The organism is Saccharomonospora marina XMU15 (assembly GCF_000244955.1).
Lineage (GTDB): Bacteria > Actinomycetota > Actinomycetes > Mycobacteriales > Pseudonocardiaceae > Saccharomonospora_A > Saccharomonospora_A marina.
On sequence record NZ_CM001439.1, the window covers coordinates 468,246 to 484,216 of the forward strand.

The 15,971-nt window shown below is 65.1% G+C and carries 25 protein-coding genes and 1 pseudogene; 17 read left to right on the forward strand and 9 right to left on the reverse strand.

The annotated features are described in order from the left end of the window. Positions 1 to 51: 51 nt before the first annotated feature. Positions 52 to 735, reverse strand: coding sequence for a DUF4328 domain-containing protein (locus SACMADRAFT_RS02110; RefSeq protein WP_009152127.1), 684 nt, complete (start codon positions 733 to 735; stop codon positions 52 to 54). 162 nt (positions 736 to 897) lie between these two features. Between SACMADRAFT_RS02110 and SACMADRAFT_RS02115 the strand changes: the two genes are divergently transcribed. The 3 genes from SACMADRAFT_RS02115 (at position 898) to SACMADRAFT_RS02125 (ending at position 2,807) form a co-directional block, all read left to right on the forward strand. Next, the gene (locus SACMADRAFT_RS02115) at positions 898 to 1,560 is read left to right on the forward strand and encodes a YdcF family protein (RefSeq protein ID WP_040926022.1); all 663 of its coding nucleotides are present in this window, start codon (positions 898 to 900) and stop codon (positions 1,558 to 1,560) included. 121 nt (positions 1,561 to 1,681) lie between these two features. Then, a complete protein-coding gene (locus SACMADRAFT_RS02120; protein ID WP_009152129.1) occupies positions 1,682 to 2,170 on the forward strand; it encodes an excalibur calcium-binding domain-containing protein in 489 nt (162 codons plus the stop codon). A gap of 4 nt (positions 2,171 to 2,174) precedes the next feature. Continuing rightward, entirely contained in the window at positions 2,175 to 2,807 is a 633-nt protein-coding gene (locus SACMADRAFT_RS02125) for a class F sortase (RefSeq protein WP_009152130.1), read from the forward strand. 4 nt (positions 2,808 to 2,811) lie between these two features. Here the strand turns inward: SACMADRAFT_RS02125 and SACMADRAFT_RS02130 are convergent, their stop codons facing one another. Next, positions 2,812 to 3,594: an ArsR/SmtB family transcription factor gene (locus SACMADRAFT_RS02130; RefSeq protein ID WP_009152131.1), complete on the reverse strand. Its 783-nt coding sequence runs from the start codon at positions 3,592 to 3,594 to the stop codon at positions 2,812 to 2,814. Positions 3,595 to 3,755: 161 nt separating this feature from the next. Between SACMADRAFT_RS02130 and SACMADRAFT_RS02135 the strand changes: the two genes are divergently transcribed. From SACMADRAFT_RS02135 to SACMADRAFT_RS30250, 6 genes and pseudogenes are all read left to right on the forward strand, one after another. Beyond that, a complete protein-coding gene (locus SACMADRAFT_RS02135; protein WP_009152132.1) occupies positions 3,756 to 4,022 on the forward strand; it encodes a hypothetical protein in 267 nt (88 codons plus the stop codon). Positions 4,023 to 4,152: 130 nt separating this feature from the next. After that, positions 4,153 to 4,545 carry an Imm1 family immunity protein gene (locus tag SACMADRAFT_RS02140; protein ID WP_009152133.1) on the forward strand — a complete coding sequence of 131 codons (393 nt, stop codon included), beginning with the start codon at positions 4,153 to 4,155 and terminating at the stop codon, positions 4,543 to 4,545. Between the two features lie 74 nt (positions 4,546 to 4,619). Continuing rightward, positions 4,620 to 4,967 (forward strand): GNAT family protein, encoded by a 348-nt coding sequence (locus SACMADRAFT_RS30715; RefSeq protein WP_232285530.1) that lies wholly within the window; start codon positions 4,620 to 4,622, stop codon positions 4,965 to 4,967. Positions 4,968 to 4,997: 30 nt separating this feature from the next. Then, the gene (locus SACMADRAFT_RS30720; RefSeq protein ID WP_232285531.1) at positions 4,998 to 5,270 is read left to right on the forward strand and encodes a GNAT family N-acetyltransferase; all 273 of its coding nucleotides are present in this window, start codon (positions 4,998 to 5,000) and stop codon (positions 5,268 to 5,270) included. 93 nt (positions 5,271 to 5,363) lie between these two features. Next, positions 5,364 to 5,734 (forward strand): annotated as a pseudogene (locus tag SACMADRAFT_RS31350) (YDG/SRA domain-containing protein); the annotation flags it as partial. A gap of 135 nt (positions 5,735 to 5,869) precedes the next feature. Further along, positions 5,870 to 6,226: an HNH endonuclease gene (locus SACMADRAFT_RS30250; protein WP_232285652.1), complete on the forward strand. Its 357-nt coding sequence runs from the start codon at positions 5,870 to 5,872 to the stop codon at positions 6,224 to 6,226. A gap of 22 nt (positions 6,227 to 6,248) precedes the next feature. Here SACMADRAFT_RS30250 and SACMADRAFT_RS02155 read toward each other — a convergent pair whose 3' ends face one another. Genes SACMADRAFT_RS02155 through SACMADRAFT_RS02165 form a run of 3 tightly spaced genes read right to left on the reverse strand, consistent with a single transcriptional unit; the run spans position 6,249 to position 7,008 of the window. Beyond that, positions 6,249 to 6,512: a hypothetical protein gene (locus SACMADRAFT_RS02155; protein WP_009152134.1), complete on the reverse strand. Its 264-nt coding sequence runs from the start codon at positions 6,510 to 6,512 to the stop codon at positions 6,249 to 6,251. Then, positions 6,509 to 6,763 carry a hypothetical protein gene (locus SACMADRAFT_RS02160; protein ID WP_009152135.1) on the reverse strand — a complete coding sequence of 85 codons (255 nt, stop codon included), beginning with the start codon at positions 6,761 to 6,763 and terminating at the stop codon, positions 6,509 to 6,511. The genes SACMADRAFT_RS02155 and SACMADRAFT_RS02160 overlap by 4 nt, the downstream gene beginning before the upstream one ends. After that, complete coding sequence (locus tag SACMADRAFT_RS02165; RefSeq protein WP_040926025.1) at positions 6,760 to 7,008, reverse strand: zinc finger protein; 249 nt, start codon at positions 7,006 to 7,008, stop codon at positions 6,760 to 6,762. The genes SACMADRAFT_RS02160 and SACMADRAFT_RS02165 overlap by 4 nt, the downstream gene beginning before the upstream one ends. 138 nt (positions 7,009 to 7,146) lie before the next feature. On the opposite strand from SACMADRAFT_RS02165, the gene SACMADRAFT_RS02170 reads away from it, so the two are divergent. The 5 genes from SACMADRAFT_RS02170 (at position 7,147) to SACMADRAFT_RS28890 (ending at position 9,907) form a co-directional block, all read left to right on the forward strand. After that, positions 7,147 to 8,004 carry a helix-turn-helix domain-containing protein gene (locus SACMADRAFT_RS02170; protein WP_009152137.1) on the forward strand — a complete coding sequence of 286 codons (858 nt, stop codon included), beginning with the start codon at positions 7,147 to 7,149 and terminating at the stop codon, positions 8,002 to 8,004. Continuing rightward, positions 8,001 to 8,201: a DUF397 domain-containing protein gene (locus tag SACMADRAFT_RS02175; RefSeq protein ID WP_009152138.1), complete on the forward strand. Its 201-nt coding sequence runs from the start codon at positions 8,001 to 8,003 to the stop codon at positions 8,199 to 8,201. Before SACMADRAFT_RS02170 ends, SACMADRAFT_RS02175 begins: the two co-directional genes overlap by 4 nt. 73 nt (positions 8,202 to 8,274) lie before the next feature. Then, entirely contained in the window at positions 8,275 to 8,625 is a 351-nt protein-coding gene (locus SACMADRAFT_RS02180; protein WP_009152139.1) for a hypothetical protein, read from the forward strand. A gap of 28 nt (positions 8,626 to 8,653) precedes the next feature. After that, positions 8,654 to 8,848, forward strand: coding sequence for a DUF397 domain-containing protein (locus tag SACMADRAFT_RS02185; RefSeq protein ID WP_040926026.1), 195 nt, complete (start codon positions 8,654 to 8,656; stop codon positions 8,846 to 8,848). Positions 8,849 to 9,055: 207 nt separating this feature from the next. Continuing rightward, positions 9,056 to 9,907, forward strand: coding sequence for an Eco29kI family restriction endonuclease (locus SACMADRAFT_RS28890; protein WP_009152141.1), 852 nt, complete (start codon positions 9,056 to 9,058; stop codon positions 9,905 to 9,907). A gap of 21 nt (positions 9,908 to 9,928) precedes the next feature. Here SACMADRAFT_RS28890 and SACMADRAFT_RS30730 read toward each other — a convergent pair whose 3' ends face one another. Both SACMADRAFT_RS30730 and SACMADRAFT_RS02195 read right to left on the reverse strand, forming a co-directional pair. After that, entirely contained in the window at positions 9,929 to 10,732 is an 804-nt protein-coding gene (locus SACMADRAFT_RS30730) for a very short patch repair endonuclease (protein ID WP_009152142.1), read from the reverse strand. After that, positions 10,729 to 11,979, reverse strand: a complete 1,251-nt coding sequence (locus tag SACMADRAFT_RS02195) for a DNA cytosine methyltransferase (RefSeq protein WP_040926027.1) — start codon at positions 11,977 to 11,979, stop codon at positions 10,729 to 10,731. The genes SACMADRAFT_RS30730 and SACMADRAFT_RS02195 overlap by 4 nt, the downstream gene beginning before the upstream one ends. Before the next feature lie 204 nt (positions 11,980 to 12,183). On the opposite strand from SACMADRAFT_RS02195, the gene SACMADRAFT_RS02200 reads away from it, so the two are divergent. Continuing rightward, entirely contained in the window at positions 12,184 to 13,050 is an 867-nt protein-coding gene (locus SACMADRAFT_RS02200; RefSeq protein WP_050998052.1) for an Eco29kI family restriction endonuclease, read from the forward strand. Between the two features lie 129 nt (positions 13,051 to 13,179). Here the strand turns inward: SACMADRAFT_RS02200 and SACMADRAFT_RS02205 are convergent, their stop codons facing one another. Beyond that, the gene (locus SACMADRAFT_RS02205; RefSeq protein ID WP_009152145.1) at positions 13,180 to 13,782 is read right to left on the reverse strand and encodes a TetR/AcrR family transcriptional regulator; all 603 of its coding nucleotides are present in this window, start codon (positions 13,780 to 13,782) and stop codon (positions 13,180 to 13,182) included. A 51-nt stretch (positions 13,783 to 13,833) separates the two neighbouring features. Here SACMADRAFT_RS02205 and SACMADRAFT_RS02210 point away from each other — a divergent pair, with 51 nt between their 5' ends. Next, complete coding sequence (locus tag SACMADRAFT_RS02210) at positions 13,834 to 15,072, forward strand: cytochrome P450 (protein ID WP_009152146.1); 1,239 nt, start codon at positions 13,834 to 13,836, stop codon at positions 15,070 to 15,072. Positions 15,073 to 15,078: 6 nt separating this feature from the next. On the opposite strand, the gene SACMADRAFT_RS02215 is transcribed toward SACMADRAFT_RS02210, so the two are convergent. Continuing rightward, complete coding sequence (locus tag SACMADRAFT_RS02215; RefSeq protein ID WP_009152147.1) at positions 15,079 to 15,441, reverse strand: hypothetical protein; 363 nt, start codon at positions 15,439 to 15,441, stop codon at positions 15,079 to 15,081. Positions 15,442 to 15,552: 111 nt separating this feature from the next. Here SACMADRAFT_RS02215 and SACMADRAFT_RS02220 point away from each other — a divergent pair, with 111 nt between their 5' ends. Beyond that, positions 15,553 to 15,930: a MerR family transcriptional regulator gene (locus SACMADRAFT_RS02220; protein WP_050998308.1), complete on the forward strand. Its 378-nt coding sequence runs from the start codon at positions 15,553 to 15,555 to the stop codon at positions 15,928 to 15,930. Positions 15,931 to 15,971: the final 41 nt, after the last annotated feature.

Consider the following 15,971-nt stretch of genomic DNA (forward strand, 5'->3'; position numbering starts at 1 on the left):
GATCGCGGGTCTGCGATCTTCGCCGAAGACGGCTGATGCCGACCGGATCGGTCAGGCGGGTACCGGCAGCGGGCGGGGCTGCTGTTCCTGCCAGGCATTGATCCTGCGAATCGCGAGGATGATCAAGATGCCCGCGCCGAGGTTGAGCAGCGTGGAGACCGCGCTGAGCCCGGATACCCTGCGCAGATCCGCTACGGTCACCTCTCCCCGGAGAAGGATGTTCGTGTACCGGTCGATCAGCGAACTGAGCATCAGCAGAGCCCACCACCAGCGCAGCAGGGCTACTCCCGCCTTGGGTTCCGGGCGGCTGGCCCGCCAGATGTCGGATACGACCTGGAACGGGAACCACAGGTTCACCACTGGGCAGAACCAGCCGCCGATCACCCAGCCGCGAGCGCGGCGATGCGGCAGCGGCGAAAGTAGCTCCGCGTTCTGTCTCACTCGCCAAAGCCACACCAGGAACACCACCGCGGCCGCGAGGAGAATGCCAACTCCCGAAAGCCCTACACCGAGTGCGATGTCGTCCGCCGCGTACAGGTCCGCCTCGGTGACGCCGGGTTCGCCGTTCACATAGTCGTTGACCACCGTGTAGGTGTGGCGGTCGGACATGCTGATCGCCAGTTCCGCCAGCGTCTCCAGGCCGATGAGGACCGCGGCGGCGGTGCCGATGGTGCCCACCTTGCGCAGCGGCCTCGCGGGCATGGCGGGAACGGGCGCCGGTTGGGGGTAGGTCATGGAACGCAACGTCCTCTCGCACTCTGATGTCGATCACTCGACCGACCGTCCACAATGCGGCATATCGACCGGTTGGTCGGTTTCGCTTCGATCACGGTTTGGCGCGGCGTCGATTTCACAGTTCGACAGGCGAGCGGCGCGCACGTGGCGTATGCAATACCCATGCAGAAACCGCTGGCCACGCTCCCGGAACGGCTGCGAGAGGATGTCAAGACCCTGTGGGAGTACCACGACCTGGGGCACCCGCACAGCCGCTGCGACGTCGGAATCGGCCTCGGCAGCCATGACGTCGGTGTCGCGGTCCACACGGCGAGGCTGTTCCACCTCGGCTTGTTCCCGCTGATCGTGTTCACCGGCGCGAGAACACCGACGACGGCCGACGTGTTCCCGCGCGGCGAAGCGGTGCACTACCGGGAGCAGGCGATCGGGCTGGGGGTGCCTGAGAACGCCATCCTGGTGGAGCCGCGTGCCCGCAACACAGGTGACAACATCTCGTTCACCCGGGACCTGCTGGCCGAGGTCGGGTTGCATCCTCGAACCGTCATGCTGGTCTGCAAGCCCTACCACCAGCGCCGTGCCTACGCGACCTGCCGGAAGCTGTGGCCGGACGTGCAGGTGCGGTGTGCGGCGCAGTCACTGTCCCTTGAGGAGTACGTCGGCCACATCGGCGACGCCGATCGGGTGCTCAACATGCTCGTGGGCGACACCCAGCGAATCACCGAGTACGCCGAGCGTGGTTTCGCCGTCCCCCAGGTCGTGCCGCCGCGAGTTCGGCAGGCGTACGAGCGGCTGGTCAGTGCCGGGTACACCGAACGACTCGTCTAGTTGAAGCGCGTCACTCGCCAGCGTGTTTGGCACGCGTCAGGTGATTCACCCGCTGATCGAACGCGAACTCTTCCGGCGTTCCGTCGCGACTACACATTCTCAGCACCGAGAGGAGAACCGGATGCGACTTCGCCAAGCCGCCGCCGTCCTCGTCCTGGCAGCGGGCGCCTCACTCACCCTGGCCGGAACGGCGACCGCGCAGGAGGATCGATACAACTGCGACAACTTCCCGAACCAGGCCGAAGCGCAGAAAGTCTACAACCAGGACACCAGCGACCCGCATCGCCTGGACGCCGACAACGACGGTATCGCGTGCGAGGACAATGGCCCGCCTTCGCTGACCAGCGTCGCCACGCCGACGACCACGATGCCGACAACCAGCCCGCCTACCAGTAGGCCGACCGAAACCCACTCCGCCACCAGCACCCAGTTCACCAGCACGGTCGCCGGTGACCAGGTGCAGAAGATGCCCTCGGGCCCTGTCGCGGCCGGTGACGGGTCCTCCGGTGGCGGCCCGGGTGCCGCGCCGGTGCTGTTCAGCCTCGCCGGTCTCGGCGTGATCGCCACGACCACCGCGGTGGCCGTACGGCGCGGTCGCAAGACCAGCTGAACAGATGCGGCTTTCCTCGCACCGCTACCCCCGCCGGCCCGCGTTTCGCGGTCTGGCGGGGGTAGTCGCGGTTGTGCTTGCCCTGCTCACCGGCTGTACCGGTGTCGAGGGCACGGCGACCACGGCCCCGATCGCGCTGTCGGGAGATCAGGCCGCCGTGGCGCAGCAGCGGGGACCGGCCGTGTTGACCGAGTCGCGCCCGCAACGGCTGCGCATTCCCGAGATCGGCGTGGACGCCGCGGGTCTGCTCGATCTCGGGCTCAAACCCGACGGCAGCATGGAGGTACCTCCCGACGGCAGCACCGTGGGTTGGTACACCGAGTCCCCCACGCCCGGTGAGCGAGGACCCGCCGTGCTCGCCGCGCACGTCGACTGGGCGGGTGAGGAAGGCGCGTTCTACGACCTGCACGAACTCGCTCCCGGTGACGAGGTGATCGTCGATCGCGCCGACGGCACCGTCCCGTTGTTCCGGGTGTATCGGGTCGAGCAGTACCGCAAGGACCGGTTCCCGAGCGAGAAGGTCTACGGCGACGTGCCCGGTGCCGAGCTTCGTCTGATCACCTGCGGCGGCGAGGTGGACACCGAGCAGGGCGGCTACCGCGACAACATCGTGGTCTACGCGCGGATGGACTCCTGAGCCGCTAACCAGCAGGCAGCGGCTCGCCGGTCTCGAGCAGGGTCTTCAACCCGGAGAGCAGGTGGGGCCAGCCCTGGCTGAACAGGCCGAGGGCAGTGCTGCCCGGCTCGCTCTCGTGGATGACGGTGAGCTTGACCGTCTCGCCGAGTGGCTCGATCTCGAAGGTGACCTTGGACCGGGGCTCTTCGGCGAGCCCGGCGAGGACTTCCTCGCTGATGCCCGCGGCTTTCGCCCACTGCGGAGTGAAGGTGTGCCAGGTGTAGGAAAGCCGCCGGTGCGGCTGGGCCTCCAGCACGACCTGTTCGGGGTCGGAGATCGTGTTGCCGCCTTCTTCCCACGTCATCGTGGACCCGACCGTCCAGTCGGTCTCGAAGGCCACGCCCCAGTAGCGGCGGGTGAAGGCCGGATCGGTGAGCGCTTGCCACAGCCGCTGCGGGGTGGTGCGGATGTACGTCGTGTAGACGAAGTCGTTGCTGCCCATGGGTTGCTCCAATGCTGATTTCAGGTCGGCCAGCGCCTGCGCGCGTTCGCGGTGGTAGCGGTTGATCCAGCGGTCGGCGATGGCGGTGATGGGCTCGGCGTTGAGGTAGTGCAGCTTCTGCCTGCCTCGCCACACGGTCGTGATCAGGTTGGCGTTCTCCAGCACGGCCAGGTGCTTGCTGACCGACTGCCGTGCCATGTCCAGCCCCGCGCAGAGTTCGCTCAGGGTCTGCCCGTTCCTGGTGTTGAGACTGTCCAGCAGCTGACGCCTGCTGGCGTCCGCCAGTGCCTTGAAGACCTCGTCCATCGCGATCCGTTCCGATATGCAGCCATGTGGCTGCGTTCTTTATAGGCAGCCTAGCGGCTGCATGTCAAGGGTGCTGCCGAGCCGGTTGACGTGGCAGGATGCCGCCCGTCCGTCGAAGGGCAGCGACGATCATGAGCGAAGACCGTGGAGAGCAGGATGAAATGGCTACACACGAGGAGACCCTCGCCCAGCTCGAACAAGGCTCGCAGAACTGCGAGAACATCCACGGGGTCATCCAGAACGCGCTCCAGCTGGCCACGAATCTGTCCGAGTTGGTGCAGAACAGCCTGGGAGGCACGACCGCGTACGACGAGGTCGGCGGCTACTGCGAGAGCGTGCTGAACCAACTCGCGCTGTCCGCGCAAACCGTGGAGCAGACCAAACACGCCATCGACAACCTGATGGTCCGCTTCCACGGCGCACTCTGAATCGTGAGCTGTGTGGTGGCAGGCAATGTGGCCTGGGGTGCGTGGGCCGTGGTGTCGGCGGTTCGGGCACGGGTATTTGTGGCAAAGAGTTCGGTTGCGAATCTTGCCGCGGCCATCAGAAAGGTGATCAATGCTCTACCACGCCGCTGTTCCGGTCGGGCACGATCAGGGATATGACCTTGAGCTGACCGCAGCCGCCGATGTCGATGAGCTAATTCGGCTGCTTTACCTGGACGACGCGGGCACGGCCAGTATCCAGCGCACCGAGGTCGACCCGGTGCTCGACGTGCAGGTACACGACAGGTTCGGATACCTGATGTACGTGGGTGACCAGATGTACGGCTACAGCGTGGGTGACCCGGATTCGCCCGACCTCGCCGACTTGTCGGAGGTCGGGTTTCCGGCGGGCACAGGTGTGCCGTTGGAGCGGTTTCGTGCCGCGCTGGTCGAGTTCATTACGAAGGACGGAGCGCTGCCGTCCGTGGTTGAGTGGCGTCCGGTGGAGCAATTCGCGGGCGATTGAGCGTGATGGGTCCGCCCGCTGAGCCCTAGCGAAAAGGACATGCTTCACCGCTACCGTTCAGTGATCATGGGTTGATGCTGGTCGACCACTTCACGCCGCTCGGATTGCGGCTGAGCACGCCGCGCCTGGAGTTGCGAATCCCAACGGGCGAGGCGCTGGCCGACCTGGCCGACCTCGCGGTGGACGGTATTCACCCGCCCGAGACCATGCCGTTCGTCTTTCCCTGGACCGACCAGCCTCCCGCCGAATTGGCACGTGATGTCCTTCGGCATCACTGGCGGCACCTGGCCAACTGGACGCCGCAGAACTGGTCGCTGTTGCTCGCCGTGTTCCGCGACGGCACGGTGGTGGGGCAGCAGGCGCTCAGCGGCCGGGAGTTCGCCATCAGCCGCGAGGTGACTACCGGCTCCTGGCTGGGGTAGCGGTATCAAGGCCAGGGCATCGGCACCGAGATGCGCGCGGCCGTGCCGCACCTGGCCTTCGCCGGGCTCGGGGCTGAAGCGGCGGTTTCGGGCGCGTTCACCGACAACCCGGCATCGTTGGCGGTCTCTCGCAAGCTCGGTTACCAGCTGGACGGCATCAGCAGGCACGCCGTGCGCGGAGAACTGGCTTTCGAGCAGCGGATGCGCCTGAACCGGCAGGACTGGGAGCGCCACCGAAGCATCGAGGTGACCACCGAAGGCTTGGAGCCGTGCCTTCCGCTGTTCGGGCTTGACGCTGGGTGAGGTAGCCACAGGCAGCAGTGAATCGTCTTCACATTGTTACTGGCTGATCGACAACAGCAGGATAGGTTGCTGCCGTGGCGCGGCAACGCGAGTATGGCGAAATCCCCCGGCTACCCGGAAGGTACCGAGTTCACCAATCGCAAGGAGTTGGCTGACGCGGGCGTTCACCGCCCGTTGCAGGGAGGCATCTCCGGCGGTAAAGATGGTGCCGACTCGATCGTTGTCTCCGGCGGTTATCCAGATGATGAAGACTTCGGCAACGAGATCATCTACACCGGCCAGGGCGGGCGCGATCCCGCTACGGGCAAGCAAGTAAGAGACCAGGAACTCGTACTCGGGAATATGGCCTCGTCCGTAGCCGGTTGGACAACCGTCTTATCCGTGTTATTCGTGGGGCACACAAAGGCAGTAAACACGCACCCGAGCGTGGCTACCGCTATGACGGACTCTTCTGGGTAGATGACTATTGGCACGACATTGGTCGCGATGGCTACCGGATCTGGAGATTCCGGCTTGTCAAGCTCGTACTGGACAGCGACTCGGCGAGGCGGTCAGTTCCAGCTTCGACTCGTCGCACTGAATCCGTGAGCTCACGGATCGTGCGAGATCGAACAGTCGCCGAGCAGGTTAAAGCTTGGCACAACTCTGCTTGCCAAGTCTGTGGCACTTGCTTGCAGACAGTTGCGGGGCCCTATGCGGAAGGCGCTCACATTCAAGGGTTGGGCCGGCCGCACAACGGTCCCGATGACGAGAGCAACATGCTGTGCTTGTGCCCGAACCATCATGTTCTTTTCGACTCCGGCGCAATTCACATCGACGATGACTTCGTGATCTGGGACTCGATCGAGCAAACCAGGATCGGGCCGCTACGAAGGGTCAGCGAACACCGCATCGGACTGGATTTCCTGCGCTATCACCGGCAGCACTATGCCAGCCCGCAAGACCGCGCGTCTTGAACAACGCCACCGACGCGTATCGCTATGCCGCGTGCCCTGGCAGGCCGTAGGCTCGCGCCACAGCCGACTCCACCTCAGTACAGTCCTCTTCGGCCTCTTCCGCGACGGTGAAACCCAATTCCAGCAGCAGGAAGCCGATTGCTCGAAGCGCTGGGATGCTGTCCGCAATTCCGGCGTCCTTGCGTTGGTAGAGCCCTTCGGTCTCGCTGTCGATGGCTCGCGCGATGCGCAGCAGCGCCGCCTGGATGTCCCGGTGTGCTGGTGGGTGCAGCGCGGTGGGTTTCATGCGAAGCCCCCCTGGGCGGGTGCGGGGTAGGCCAGCATTCGGCGGGAGAGCCGCCGCAGGTCCAGCCCGGCGGCGCGAATGGCCGAGGTGTCGCCTGGTGCGGCTTCTTCCAGATGCGCAAGTGAGCCGATGGCTTCATGGATCGCCGACCACAGCAGCGTGTCGTAGTCGGCGACGGCCGGAATATGCCATGTGGACGGTCGGCAGGTTTCGAGGATGCCGAGTCCGGTGCTCGGCCGGGGGTCGTTCATGCGTTCTCCGGCAGCGGTGGGATTTCCTCGGGTGGGAAGCCGTCACGGACGCGCCATTCGTGGTCGCAGCGCCAGCAGGTGGGGGCATAGCAGCAGCCGCTGAGTTCGACGAAGTCCCGCTCTCGTGGCGTGACTTCCTTCCCGCACAGCGCGGTGAACACCACTCCGGGGTGCGGGATCGCTGTTGTGCCGGTGTCGTAGGCATGCCGTCGCCCGTTTGCTTGCTGCCACCGGAACCTGGTCATCTCGTGCCCCCGCGAGATCATGGCTGCCGACGCGACCCTCGCGTCCTGGGAAAACGCTCTCTGTCTACGCCGCGTAGCCGCAATGTCCCGATCGAGTGACTGATACCAAGGGGGCCCGGATCGCTACTATCCCCCTTCATGGGGGCTGACGCGAACGGCCTGACGACGCGGGCCAGAGCGCTTGTCGCGGCGATCAGGAACCTCCTGGACAACGCCGGGATGAGTGGGCGCGAGCTGTCGGAACGGCTCGGGCTGAGCCATAGCACGGTCTCGCACTGGCGGACCGGGCGTCGCCTGCCGACGCCGGAGGACGTCGCGTCGCTGCTGACCCTGCTGGGTGTGACGGGGCAGGAGAAGCAGCGGCTCGTGGAAATGGCGCGGCACGCCGCCGAGCCGAACTGGCTCGTGGTTGGAATGCCGGGCATCCCGCAGCAACTGGCGGGAGCCATCGAGTCGGAGCGTTCGGCCTCCGCGATTGCCCAATGGGCAAGGGATGTCGTGCCCGGTCTGCTACAGACTGCCGATTACGCGCGAGCGTTGGCAGCCGCCAGTGGTTTGCCGCAGAACGAGAGCGAGGCGCGAGTGCTGCTTCGGATCGGCCGCGCCGAGGTGCTGACTCGGCGTCATCCGGTGCAACTTTTGGCGTTGATCGGTGAGGACGCTCTGCGTGAGCCGGTCGGCTCCGCACTGGTGATGGCGGACCAACTCCGGCACCTCAAGGAGATGAGCGACCGGAGCAACGTCACGATCCAACTGGTGCCAGCACGGGTGGGTTGGCACCCCGGCTGGGCAGGTCCGTTCGTGTTGTATGACTTCCCCGACGCGCCCTCGGTAGTGCACTTCGAGCACTACAGTTCGGGAGCGTTCGTCCTGGACGAGGACGACGTGAGGGCCTACCGCAGCGCCGTGGAGGTCATTCGCGGTGTCGCGAGAAGTCCCGCTGATTCGGCGGAACTCATCGGAAAAATCGCTGAGGAATTGGAGCAGGCGGCATGACATCGCAACCGCAGTGGAAGAAGAGCAGCTTCAGCAACCCCAACGGCGACTGTGTCGAGTTTGCGCCTGCCGTGGACGGCAGTGGCGACGTGTTGGTACGGCACTCGAAGCGTCCGGACGAGGGCATGATCCGCTACACCGCCGATGAGTGGCGAGCCTTCGTGGCGGGCGTGAAGGTTGGCGAGTTCGACCTGTAGCGGGCATCCGGTCGTGAGTGTCGGGAGCGAGTCTCCGGGCACTCACGACCGCGATGGCTCGGCGACCGACACCATGAGCAACCCGCGACGCACTGTCGAAATTAGGCTGATGTTCGACTGGGGTACCGGCCCGTTCTGGGTCTCGGTCGATGGCGACCTCAGCTACGACTGCTGTCCGAACGAGATCAGCGAGGTCGTGCCGCTCAGCGACGAGCTGATCGCTGCGGTCGCCGAGTGGGACGAGCGGATGCAGCGCACCTACAACGACGAGGTTCCGCAGGACTCGGGCATTCTCGATCCGGAACAAGAAGCTCGGTGGAAAGCCGACGGTCGGGAGTTGGCGCGACGGCTGAAGGCTGAGGTGGGAGCGGACGTGCGGGTGGAGTATGCGCCGCTCGGCGGTCCCGTGGAGGTCGTCCGATGAAACCGACGAAAGGAGCAGGCGGCATGACATCGCACCGCAGTGGAAGAAGAGCAGCTTCAGCGGCCCCAACGGCGACTGTGTCGAGTTTGCGCCTGCCGTGGACGGCACCGGCGACGTGTTGGTGCGGCATTCGAAGCGTCCGGATGAGGGCGTGATCCGCTACACCGCCGATGAGTGGCGGGCGTTCGTGGCGGGCGTGAAGCACGGCGGGTTCGACCTGTAATCGCCAGTTGGCAGTGAGCGCTCGGAGCGGCTCCTTCGGGAAACACAATCGCGATGGTTGGGCGCGATGCAACCTGCCACGCACGATCGAAATCATGTTGATGCTTGGTTGCCTGTCTGGTTATTTTGGTTGTTCCTCAAGAACTATGCTCAGCCAGCCAACGTATGGTTGCTGTGTGACAGGATGCGCTGAAAGGGTCGTAGCTCCGTGGCCAAACAGAGCCCATCGAAGTTGCCGAAGCCTGACCGATTCAACCCGCTTGATCCAGCGGCGATCGGGGCCATACTCCGTGAGCGGCTAGAACAAGAAGAATCGCACGATTTCCCACCCGATCCTTTTCGGGGAGCAGGCCTGTATGCGCTATATTACGTTGGCGACGGGATACCCGAGTACCAACCCCTAGCTAACGAATTTCGCCAAGGGCGCCACATTCCTGTTTATGTTGGAAAGGCTGAATCCGGTAACAGTAGCTACGGTTTCGAGCCCGACTATAATGCGACAAATCTATCGGACCGGATTGCCAAGCATGCCGACTCGGTCGCCGAGGTGGAGAGGTTTAATGGGGGCGGCAATCTCCGACTCGTTGACTTCCGTGTCAAGTTCTTGTCAATCGATGACGCTTGGATCGTATTGGGGGAAAGGGCACTTTTGCGCGCGTATCGACCAGTACTATGGAACAGCATTGTCAACGGATTCGGTTCGAATCCTCCCGGTACCGCGCGAAAAAATGCTAGGTCTGTTTGGGATACCATGCATCCCGGCAGGGAAAGGGCAGGGCAACTGCCAAATCGTAGGCTAACTCTGGCCGAGATTCGCGACCGTGTCGCTGAAGGTGTAGAGATATCACTAATCAGGAAGGATGACGTGCGCGATAAGCGGATCGCTGCTATGAAGAGAACCAAGGTGATCTGGTCGCCACCGTCCGGTAAATCTACTGATAAAAGGATCCATGTAGCGGACGAACGCCGATTCCTTGCTGAGATTGAACGGCTTGGCTTGTCGGTTCCTGAGTATCGAACAAACTCCGCCGACGAGTTTTCTTTGTTTGGCGAAAGATAAGCAGACGCGGATTCCCTAAGCTCAGCGAGGTCCCTGGGGTTGATCTCTCACTGCTGCGGCTACTCGGTGTGCGGCCTCTTCGAGATCGTCATGTTCCCAGATGCGGACGACTTCCCAGCCGGCGTTGTGGAGGCGTTGGTCGGTGTCGGTGTCGCGGCGTTTGTTGGCTTCGATTTTGGTTCGCCAGAAGTTGGCGGTGGCGCCGGTGGCGGGTCGGTGGTGTTGGGGGCAGCCGTGCCAGAAGCATCCGTCGAGGAAGACGGCGACTTTGGCTCGGGGGAAGACGAGGTCGGCGGTGCGGCGGATGTCTTTGATGGGGCGTGTGGCGACTCGGTAGCGCAGTCCGAGTGCGTGAACGGCGGATCGAAGGGCTCGTTCGGGGCGGGTATCGCGGCCGCGGTTGGCGCGCATGACCGCGCGGGAGTTGGGGGTGGATGCCCACGAGTTGGTTTCGCGGGTGTTGTTGTGGCGAGGTCTGGTGGGCTGGTCGCGCTGGCTGAGTAGTTCGCTGGTGTGGATCTGTCGCCAGGCCTGGCGCAGGTTCTCTTCACGGGTGGGGCCGTCGACTTCGCCGACGTAGCGCTCTCGTGTCCTACCTCGGTCGGACCAGCGGAGATAGGCGTAGATGCGGCGGCCGGAGGGGAAAACGCGCAGAGCGACCGAGGCGTGGACGGTACGCCCGTTCGGGAGCCGCATTTGACGCGCGGCGTGCCCACCGGCGGCGCGGTCTTGTTCCTCGCCTCGCTCGCGACGGCTGAGCTCGGGAGCGGGTTTCCAAGCCGCCGGCCCCGGGCGCTGATCTTTCCACAGTGGGTGGGGCGTCACGAGCCTCCTTGGCTCTTCATGTGCGGGTGCAGCGCTTCGGCGACGGACCGAGCGATCGCTTCGCCGAGTTTGACCGGCACGGCGTTGCCGAGTTGCCGCATCTGCTCACCACGCGGGCCGACCAAGAACCAGTCATCGGGGAAAGTCATCACCCGCGCTACCTCCCGCACGGTCATGTAGCGGATCGACCCGTCATCCCGCTTGAGCACCGTCTCGCCCCCCGGCACGCCATGCACGCCGGCTTTGACCGTCTTGGCCGGACGGTCCAGCAGATTAGGAGTGTGCCCGGGATACTGCCGCGCGCCGGGCCATCCGTAGTGGTGCAGGTGTTTCGGGTGCTCGACCTTGTCTCCGAGAGGCTCGCCTAGTCCCTTGATCGCGTCCCGCAGGGTCAGCCAGCGCGCGGTACCCTCACCGTCGTCGGTACCGTCGGGAACCTCGGGGGTGTAGCGGTAACGCTTGGGTACTTTGTGCGCCTCCCAGTAGCTTCCATCGGCCTGCGCGCGCAGCAACGCGCCCTCCGAATGCGTCGGCTTCGGGAACTGCCACTCACCCAAACCAAGATCCCGACGAAAGGCCACGACGAACACGCGCCACCGGGTCTGCGGCACCCCGTAATCGGCGGCGTTGACCATCAGATACTTCACGTCATAGCGCTCGCTGAGGTCCCCCGCGTCCTTGACCAGGGCCTTACGGAGCCGCTTGTCGTGATCCCGCCAGTCCTCACCGTCCACACGCCGCTCGAACGGCGCCCGCAACTCGTTGAGGATGTACTCGTAATATGGCTTGAACGATGGCCGCAAGAGCCCCTTGACGTTCTCCGCGATCACCGCGCGCGGCCGCGTCTCCCGCACCGTGCGGAACAACTCCGGCCACAGGTTGCGGTCGTCCTCATAGCCTTTGTGAGCCCCGCCCAAAGACCACGGCTGACATGGCACACCACCCGCGACCACGTCCACCTCGCCCTGAAACCGCGACAGATCGACCTCGCGAATGTCGCCCTCGATCAAGGGCCACGGCGAGTGCAACCCCAGACCCCGCCGCCCACGGGACTCGTCCCAGTCCTCGGCCCGGTTCTCCCGCAACGTCGCGCACGCCCGCTTCTCCAACTCCACCGCCAGCAAATGACGAAAACCGGCGTTGTGCATCGCCAAGGCCAACCCCCCACCCCCGGTGAAGAGCTCGATACTCGTGCCCACCTCACGAGCGGGACCGGTCTCGGAGAACAGAGCTGGCTGTGTGGTCACGACGGGACTGTACCGCGGAATCTGTTCGAACACACGTGCGACATGTCTAAAGGTGGGAATTGGTGGTCGTCGCCGGTAAGCGCGGTCGTGTCGGGCGAGCGGCGACGAACTCGAGCGGCGCGAACTCGATCCTGGTCGAGGCTCGATGGCCAAGCGTCTGTCATGGGTGGATCCGCGAACGGTTCGGTCGGTAGGTTGCAGAGTGTGACCGAAAGCCTCGCCTCCAAAGCCAGCGCCGAGTTCAAGCTAAGCATCACGCGTGCGCTGGCTGATCAGTTGCTCGAAAGACTTTCAAGTCTCGAGCCTGCTGCGCTGACCAGCGCGAACCTGGCCACCCTTGAAGCGCGTCCGGGTGTCTATGAACTCTTTCTTAAGCGCGCCGACAGCGGTGCGGAACGGGTATATGTTGGCAAGGCGAGCAAGGACCTGCCGGCTCGGCTTGACAAGCATCGACGCAAGTTGTCGGGACGCGCCAACATCACGCTCATCGATGTCAGATTCCAATGCCTTTACGTGGATGAGGATCTGGAAGCGGCCGCGCCGGAAAAGATGCTGATCAACCGGTACCGTGCCGAGGGCGCTGTTCCCTGGAATACCAACGGATTTGGGAATAATGATCCCGGGCGGAACCGAGACCATTCACTCGTCAAAGCCAAGCACTTCGACGCGGTATACCCGGTGAACTTGGATTTGACCCTTGATAGCGCTTCGGTGGAACCGGGCGAGCACACCGTTGAGCGGTATCTCAAGGCCGTAAAGACTGCCTTGCCTTTTAATCTGCGGTATGAGGAGAAGACGGCACGTGCCAAGGATCGCGCACGGTATAGCGTCGAGGTACCAAAGAGGCCCATGACGGCACGCGAGTCGATCTCGCTAGCTATCGACGCGCTGCCGGAGGGATGGCAGGCGACCGCGCTCCCGGGCTACGTGATCTTGTATCACGAGACTGAGTATTACAAGAGTGCGCGTTTTCTATGGCGAAAGGAGAACGGCCACACACGAGAGTTGCTGGGCCCCAACCTTCGAGATGAGGATGGGGAAGTCGAAGAGAGCGAATCTAGCGAGGAGTAGTCGACGCGGACAGTGGGCTCGCGCGGTCACGGTCCGGTGCTATTGGCGTGTGATGGCCTCACCCATGACCAAGTCAATTCGAGGCGTGAACCCGTGCGGTTCCTGGTGCGCCCCGGCTGATCGCCGGGCTCAGGGGCGTAGGCCCGCGAGAGCGCGTTGCATGAGTCGGCCCCATTCGTCGCGCACTCGTTGCTTGTCGGTTTCCGGGGTGTTCACCAGTGCCAGTCCCGCTCCGCCCAGCATCCAGAAGCAGAAGTCCACTGTGGTCTCCAGCGTGGCCGCCGTCTCGATGCCGCCGGATTCGCGCAGGTTCTCGATGAAGCCCGCCACGAGTCCGTAGGCGTACTTCTGCTCGTACTCCTGCCAGCGCTGAAAGCCCAGCGCCGTCGGGGCCTCCTGCCAGCACAGCCTGCCGTAGACCGGCTCGCAGCACCTGTCCAGAAAGGCGTCGAGCGCCTGCATCGCGGCTTGCCAGGGATCGGGCGAGGTCGCCGCGGCCCGCACGGCTGCCATCATCCGCGACTCCTGCTCGTCCAACACCGCCTCGAACAGCGCCTGCTTGCCCGCGAAGTGGTGGTACACCGCGCCCCTGGTGACCTGCGCGGCCGCGGCCACGTCCTCCAGCAGCGTGCCCGCGTACCCGCGCTCGGCGAACAACGCCGTCGCCTGTTCCAGCACGGCGGCGCGGGTGGCCTCGGAGTACAGCTCCCGGCGGCTCTTGACGCCTGTCATACTCTGAGTCTATTCACATACACAGTGTATGTGACATACGGAGGGGATGTCATGACCGAGGGCACTGTCGCCGCGGGCGAGGCTCCGCTGTTCGATCCGTTCGCCGAGGGGTTCACCGCCGACCCCTACCCGCAGTACGCCCGGCTGCGCGAGAGCGCGCCGGTGTACGAGCATCCGCTGGGGTTCTGGGTGCTTACCCGCTACGCCGACGTCTCGGCCCTGCTGCGCTCGAGCTCCTCGGTGGAGGAGCGCAACGTCAACCCTGGCCCGCTGAGCCAACTCCGTGAAGAGGTCTACGGCGACCGCTCGCCCCGCGCCGACGGGCTGTCCATGTTGGACCGTGACCCGCCCGACCACACCAGGCTGCGCAGGTTGGTGGCCAAGGCGTTCACTCCGAAGGCCGTGCGTGCGCTGCGGCCACGAATCACCGAACTCGTCGACGACATGCTGGACGAGATGGCCGCCGCGCGGCGGGTGGACCTGGTGCCCGCTTTGGCCTTCCCGCTGCCGTTCGCGGTGATCGCGGAAATGCTCGGCACCCCGCCCACCGACCACGAGCGCGTACGCGACCTCAGCGGCATGGTCGTGCGCTCGCTGGAGCCGGTGCTCGACCCCGACGTGCTGCGCGCCATCGACTCCGCGTACCAGGAACTGAGCGGCATCGCCGCCGACATGATCGCCTGGAAGCGCCGCAACCCCGCCGACGACCTGCTCACCGCTCTCATCAACGCCGAGGAGGACGGCGACGTCCTCAGCGACGAGGAGCTGATCGCCCAGGTCCTACTGCTCTACATCGCCGGGCACGAGACCACGGTGAACCTCATCTCCGGCGGCACGCTCGCGCTGCTGCGCCACCCGGACCAGTTCGCCGCGCTGCGGGCCGACCCCGGCCTGGTGCCGAACGCGGTGGAGGAGATGCTGCGCTACGACAGCCCGGTGCAGGAGAGCAGGCGGATCACGCTGGAGCCCACCACGATCGGTGGCGTCGAGATCCCCAAGGGCACGTTCGTGCTCGCGATCCTCGCCTCCGCCAACCGCGACGAGCGCCAGTGGGGCGAGGACGCCGACTCGCTGCGGCTGGACCGGGAGGGCGCGCGCAACCACCTCTCGTTCGGCTCCGGTGTGCACCACTGCCTCGGCGCGTCGCTGGCGAGGCTGGAGGCGAGCGTGGTGTTCGAGCGCATGGTGAGCAGGTTCGGGGATCTGGCCCTGGACGGCGAGGTGACGTGGAACGGTCGTATCAACCTGCGCGGGCCCTCGGCGCTGCCGGTGGTGACCCGGCCCGCCTAGCTGTACCTAGCTCGTGCCGAGGTCGGAGAGCGCGGCACGGACCTCGGAGAGCCGGGTGGGCCAGTGCCGCTTGACGGCCTCCCATGCCGCGCGCAACGACACCGCCTCGGCGAGCACGAGCACCGGCCCCTCGCCCCAGCGGGTCGCGACCACGGTGCCGACCCGGTCGGGCCCCTCGGGCGAGGGCGCGCCACCGGGAAGGAACTCCACGGTCAGCGACGCGCCGGTGTCGGCGACATCGTCGGTGACACCTCGCATCGCGGCGTGATAACCGCGCAGTCCGTTGCGCCCGGGTGCCTGGGTCGGCAGCGGGCAGTCCGGGTGCGCGGCGTTGTATGCCTCCACGGTGGCGAAGTGCGCTGTACTCACGACGAGCAAGCCTACCGTGACGTTAGGGAAGGTTTTCCGCTGGTCGGTCGCGTGTGGACACCCTGCACGCAGTGTCACCGAGCCGGTACCGTGACGATCGTGAGCGAGCACATGCGAATCGGCGAGGTGGCCGCTCGCACGGGACTGTCCCTGCGCACCATCCGCTACTACGAGGAAGTCGGCCTCGTGGAGCCGAGTGCCCGTAGCCAGGGCGGGTTCCGGCTCTACACCGAGCCGGACGTCGCACGGCTCGACCTGGTCAAGCGGATGAAGCCGCTGGGCTTCCAACTCGACGAGATGCGCGAGGTGCTGCTGCTCCTGCACGACCACGGTCGCGGTGAACTGCACCCGGAGCACGCGCGACGGCTGCGCCACTACGCCGAGATCGCGCAGCGACGCTGCGCCGAACTGCGGGAGCGACTGGAGACGGCCGAGGCGTTCGCCGCGGAGTTGCGAGCCCCCATCCAGTGCGAAGGTACCGTGACGTAACGGTAGAGTCGTGGTATATGCGTGAACTCAGTTACAGGCCG

Excerpts from the sequence above, each read along its gene's own strand:
- SACMADRAFT_RS02110 (WP_009152127.1), bottom strand. The coding sequence starts at position 735 with ATGACCTACCCCCAACCGGCGCCCGTTCCCGCCATGCCCGCGAGGCCG.
- SACMADRAFT_RS02115 (WP_040926022.1), top strand. The coding sequence starts at position 898 with ATGCAGAAACCGCTGGCCACGCTCCCGGAACGGCTGCGAGAGGATGTC.
- SACMADRAFT_RS02120 (WP_009152129.1), top strand. The coding sequence starts at position 1,682 with ATGCGACTTCGCCAAGCCGCCGCCGTCCTCGTCCTGGCAGCGGGCGCC.
- SACMADRAFT_RS02125 (WP_009152130.1), top strand. The coding sequence starts at position 2,175 with ATGCGGCTTTCCTCGCACCGCTACCCCCGCCGGCCCGCGTTTCGCGGT.
- SACMADRAFT_RS02130 (WP_009152131.1), bottom strand. The coding sequence starts at position 3,594 with ATGGACGAGGTCTTCAAGGCACTGGCGGACGCCAGCAGGCGTCAGCTG.
- SACMADRAFT_RS02135 (WP_009152132.1), top strand. The coding sequence starts at position 3,756 with ATGGCTACACACGAGGAGACCCTCGCCCAGCTCGAACAAGGCTCGCAG.
- SACMADRAFT_RS02140 (WP_009152133.1), top strand. The coding sequence starts at position 4,153 with ATGCTCTACCACGCCGCTGTTCCGGTCGGGCACGATCAGGGATATGAC.
- SACMADRAFT_RS30715 (WP_232285530.1), top strand. The coding sequence starts at position 4,620 with ATGCTGGTCGACCACTTCACGCCGCTCGGATTGCGGCTGAGCACGCCG.
- SACMADRAFT_RS30720 (WP_232285531.1), top strand. The coding sequence starts at position 4,998 with ATGCGCGCGGCCGTGCCGCACCTGGCCTTCGCCGGGCTCGGGGCTGAA.
- SACMADRAFT_RS02155 (WP_009152134.1), bottom strand. The coding sequence starts at position 6,512 with ATGAAACCCACCGCGCTGCACCCACCAGCACACCGGGACATCCAGGCG.
- SACMADRAFT_RS02160 (WP_009152135.1), bottom strand. The coding sequence starts at position 6,763 with ATGAACGACCCCCGGCCGAGCACCGGACTCGGCATCCTCGAAACCTGC.
- SACMADRAFT_RS02165 (WP_040926025.1), bottom strand. The coding sequence starts at position 7,008 with ATGACCAGGTTCCGGTGGCAGCAAGCAAACGGGCGACGGCATGCCTAC.
- SACMADRAFT_RS02170 (WP_009152137.1), top strand. The coding sequence starts at position 7,147 with ATGGGGGCTGACGCGAACGGCCTGACGACGCGGGCCAGAGCGCTTGTC.
- SACMADRAFT_RS02175 (WP_009152138.1), top strand. The coding sequence starts at position 8,001 with ATGACATCGCAACCGCAGTGGAAGAAGAGCAGCTTCAGCAACCCCAAC.
- SACMADRAFT_RS02180 (WP_009152139.1), top strand. The coding sequence starts at position 8,275 with ATGAGCAACCCGCGACGCACTGTCGAAATTAGGCTGATGTTCGACTGG.
- SACMADRAFT_RS02205 (WP_009152145.1), bottom strand. The coding sequence starts at position 13,782 with ATGACAGGCGTCAAGAGCCGCCGGGAGCTGTACTCCGAGGCCACCCGC.
- SACMADRAFT_RS02210 (WP_009152146.1), top strand. The coding sequence starts at position 13,834 with ATGACCGAGGGCACTGTCGCCGCGGGCGAGGCTCCGCTGTTCGATCCG.
- SACMADRAFT_RS02220 (WP_050998308.1), top strand. The coding sequence starts at position 15,553 with ATGCGAATCGGCGAGGTGGCCGCTCGCACGGGACTGTCCCTGCGCACC.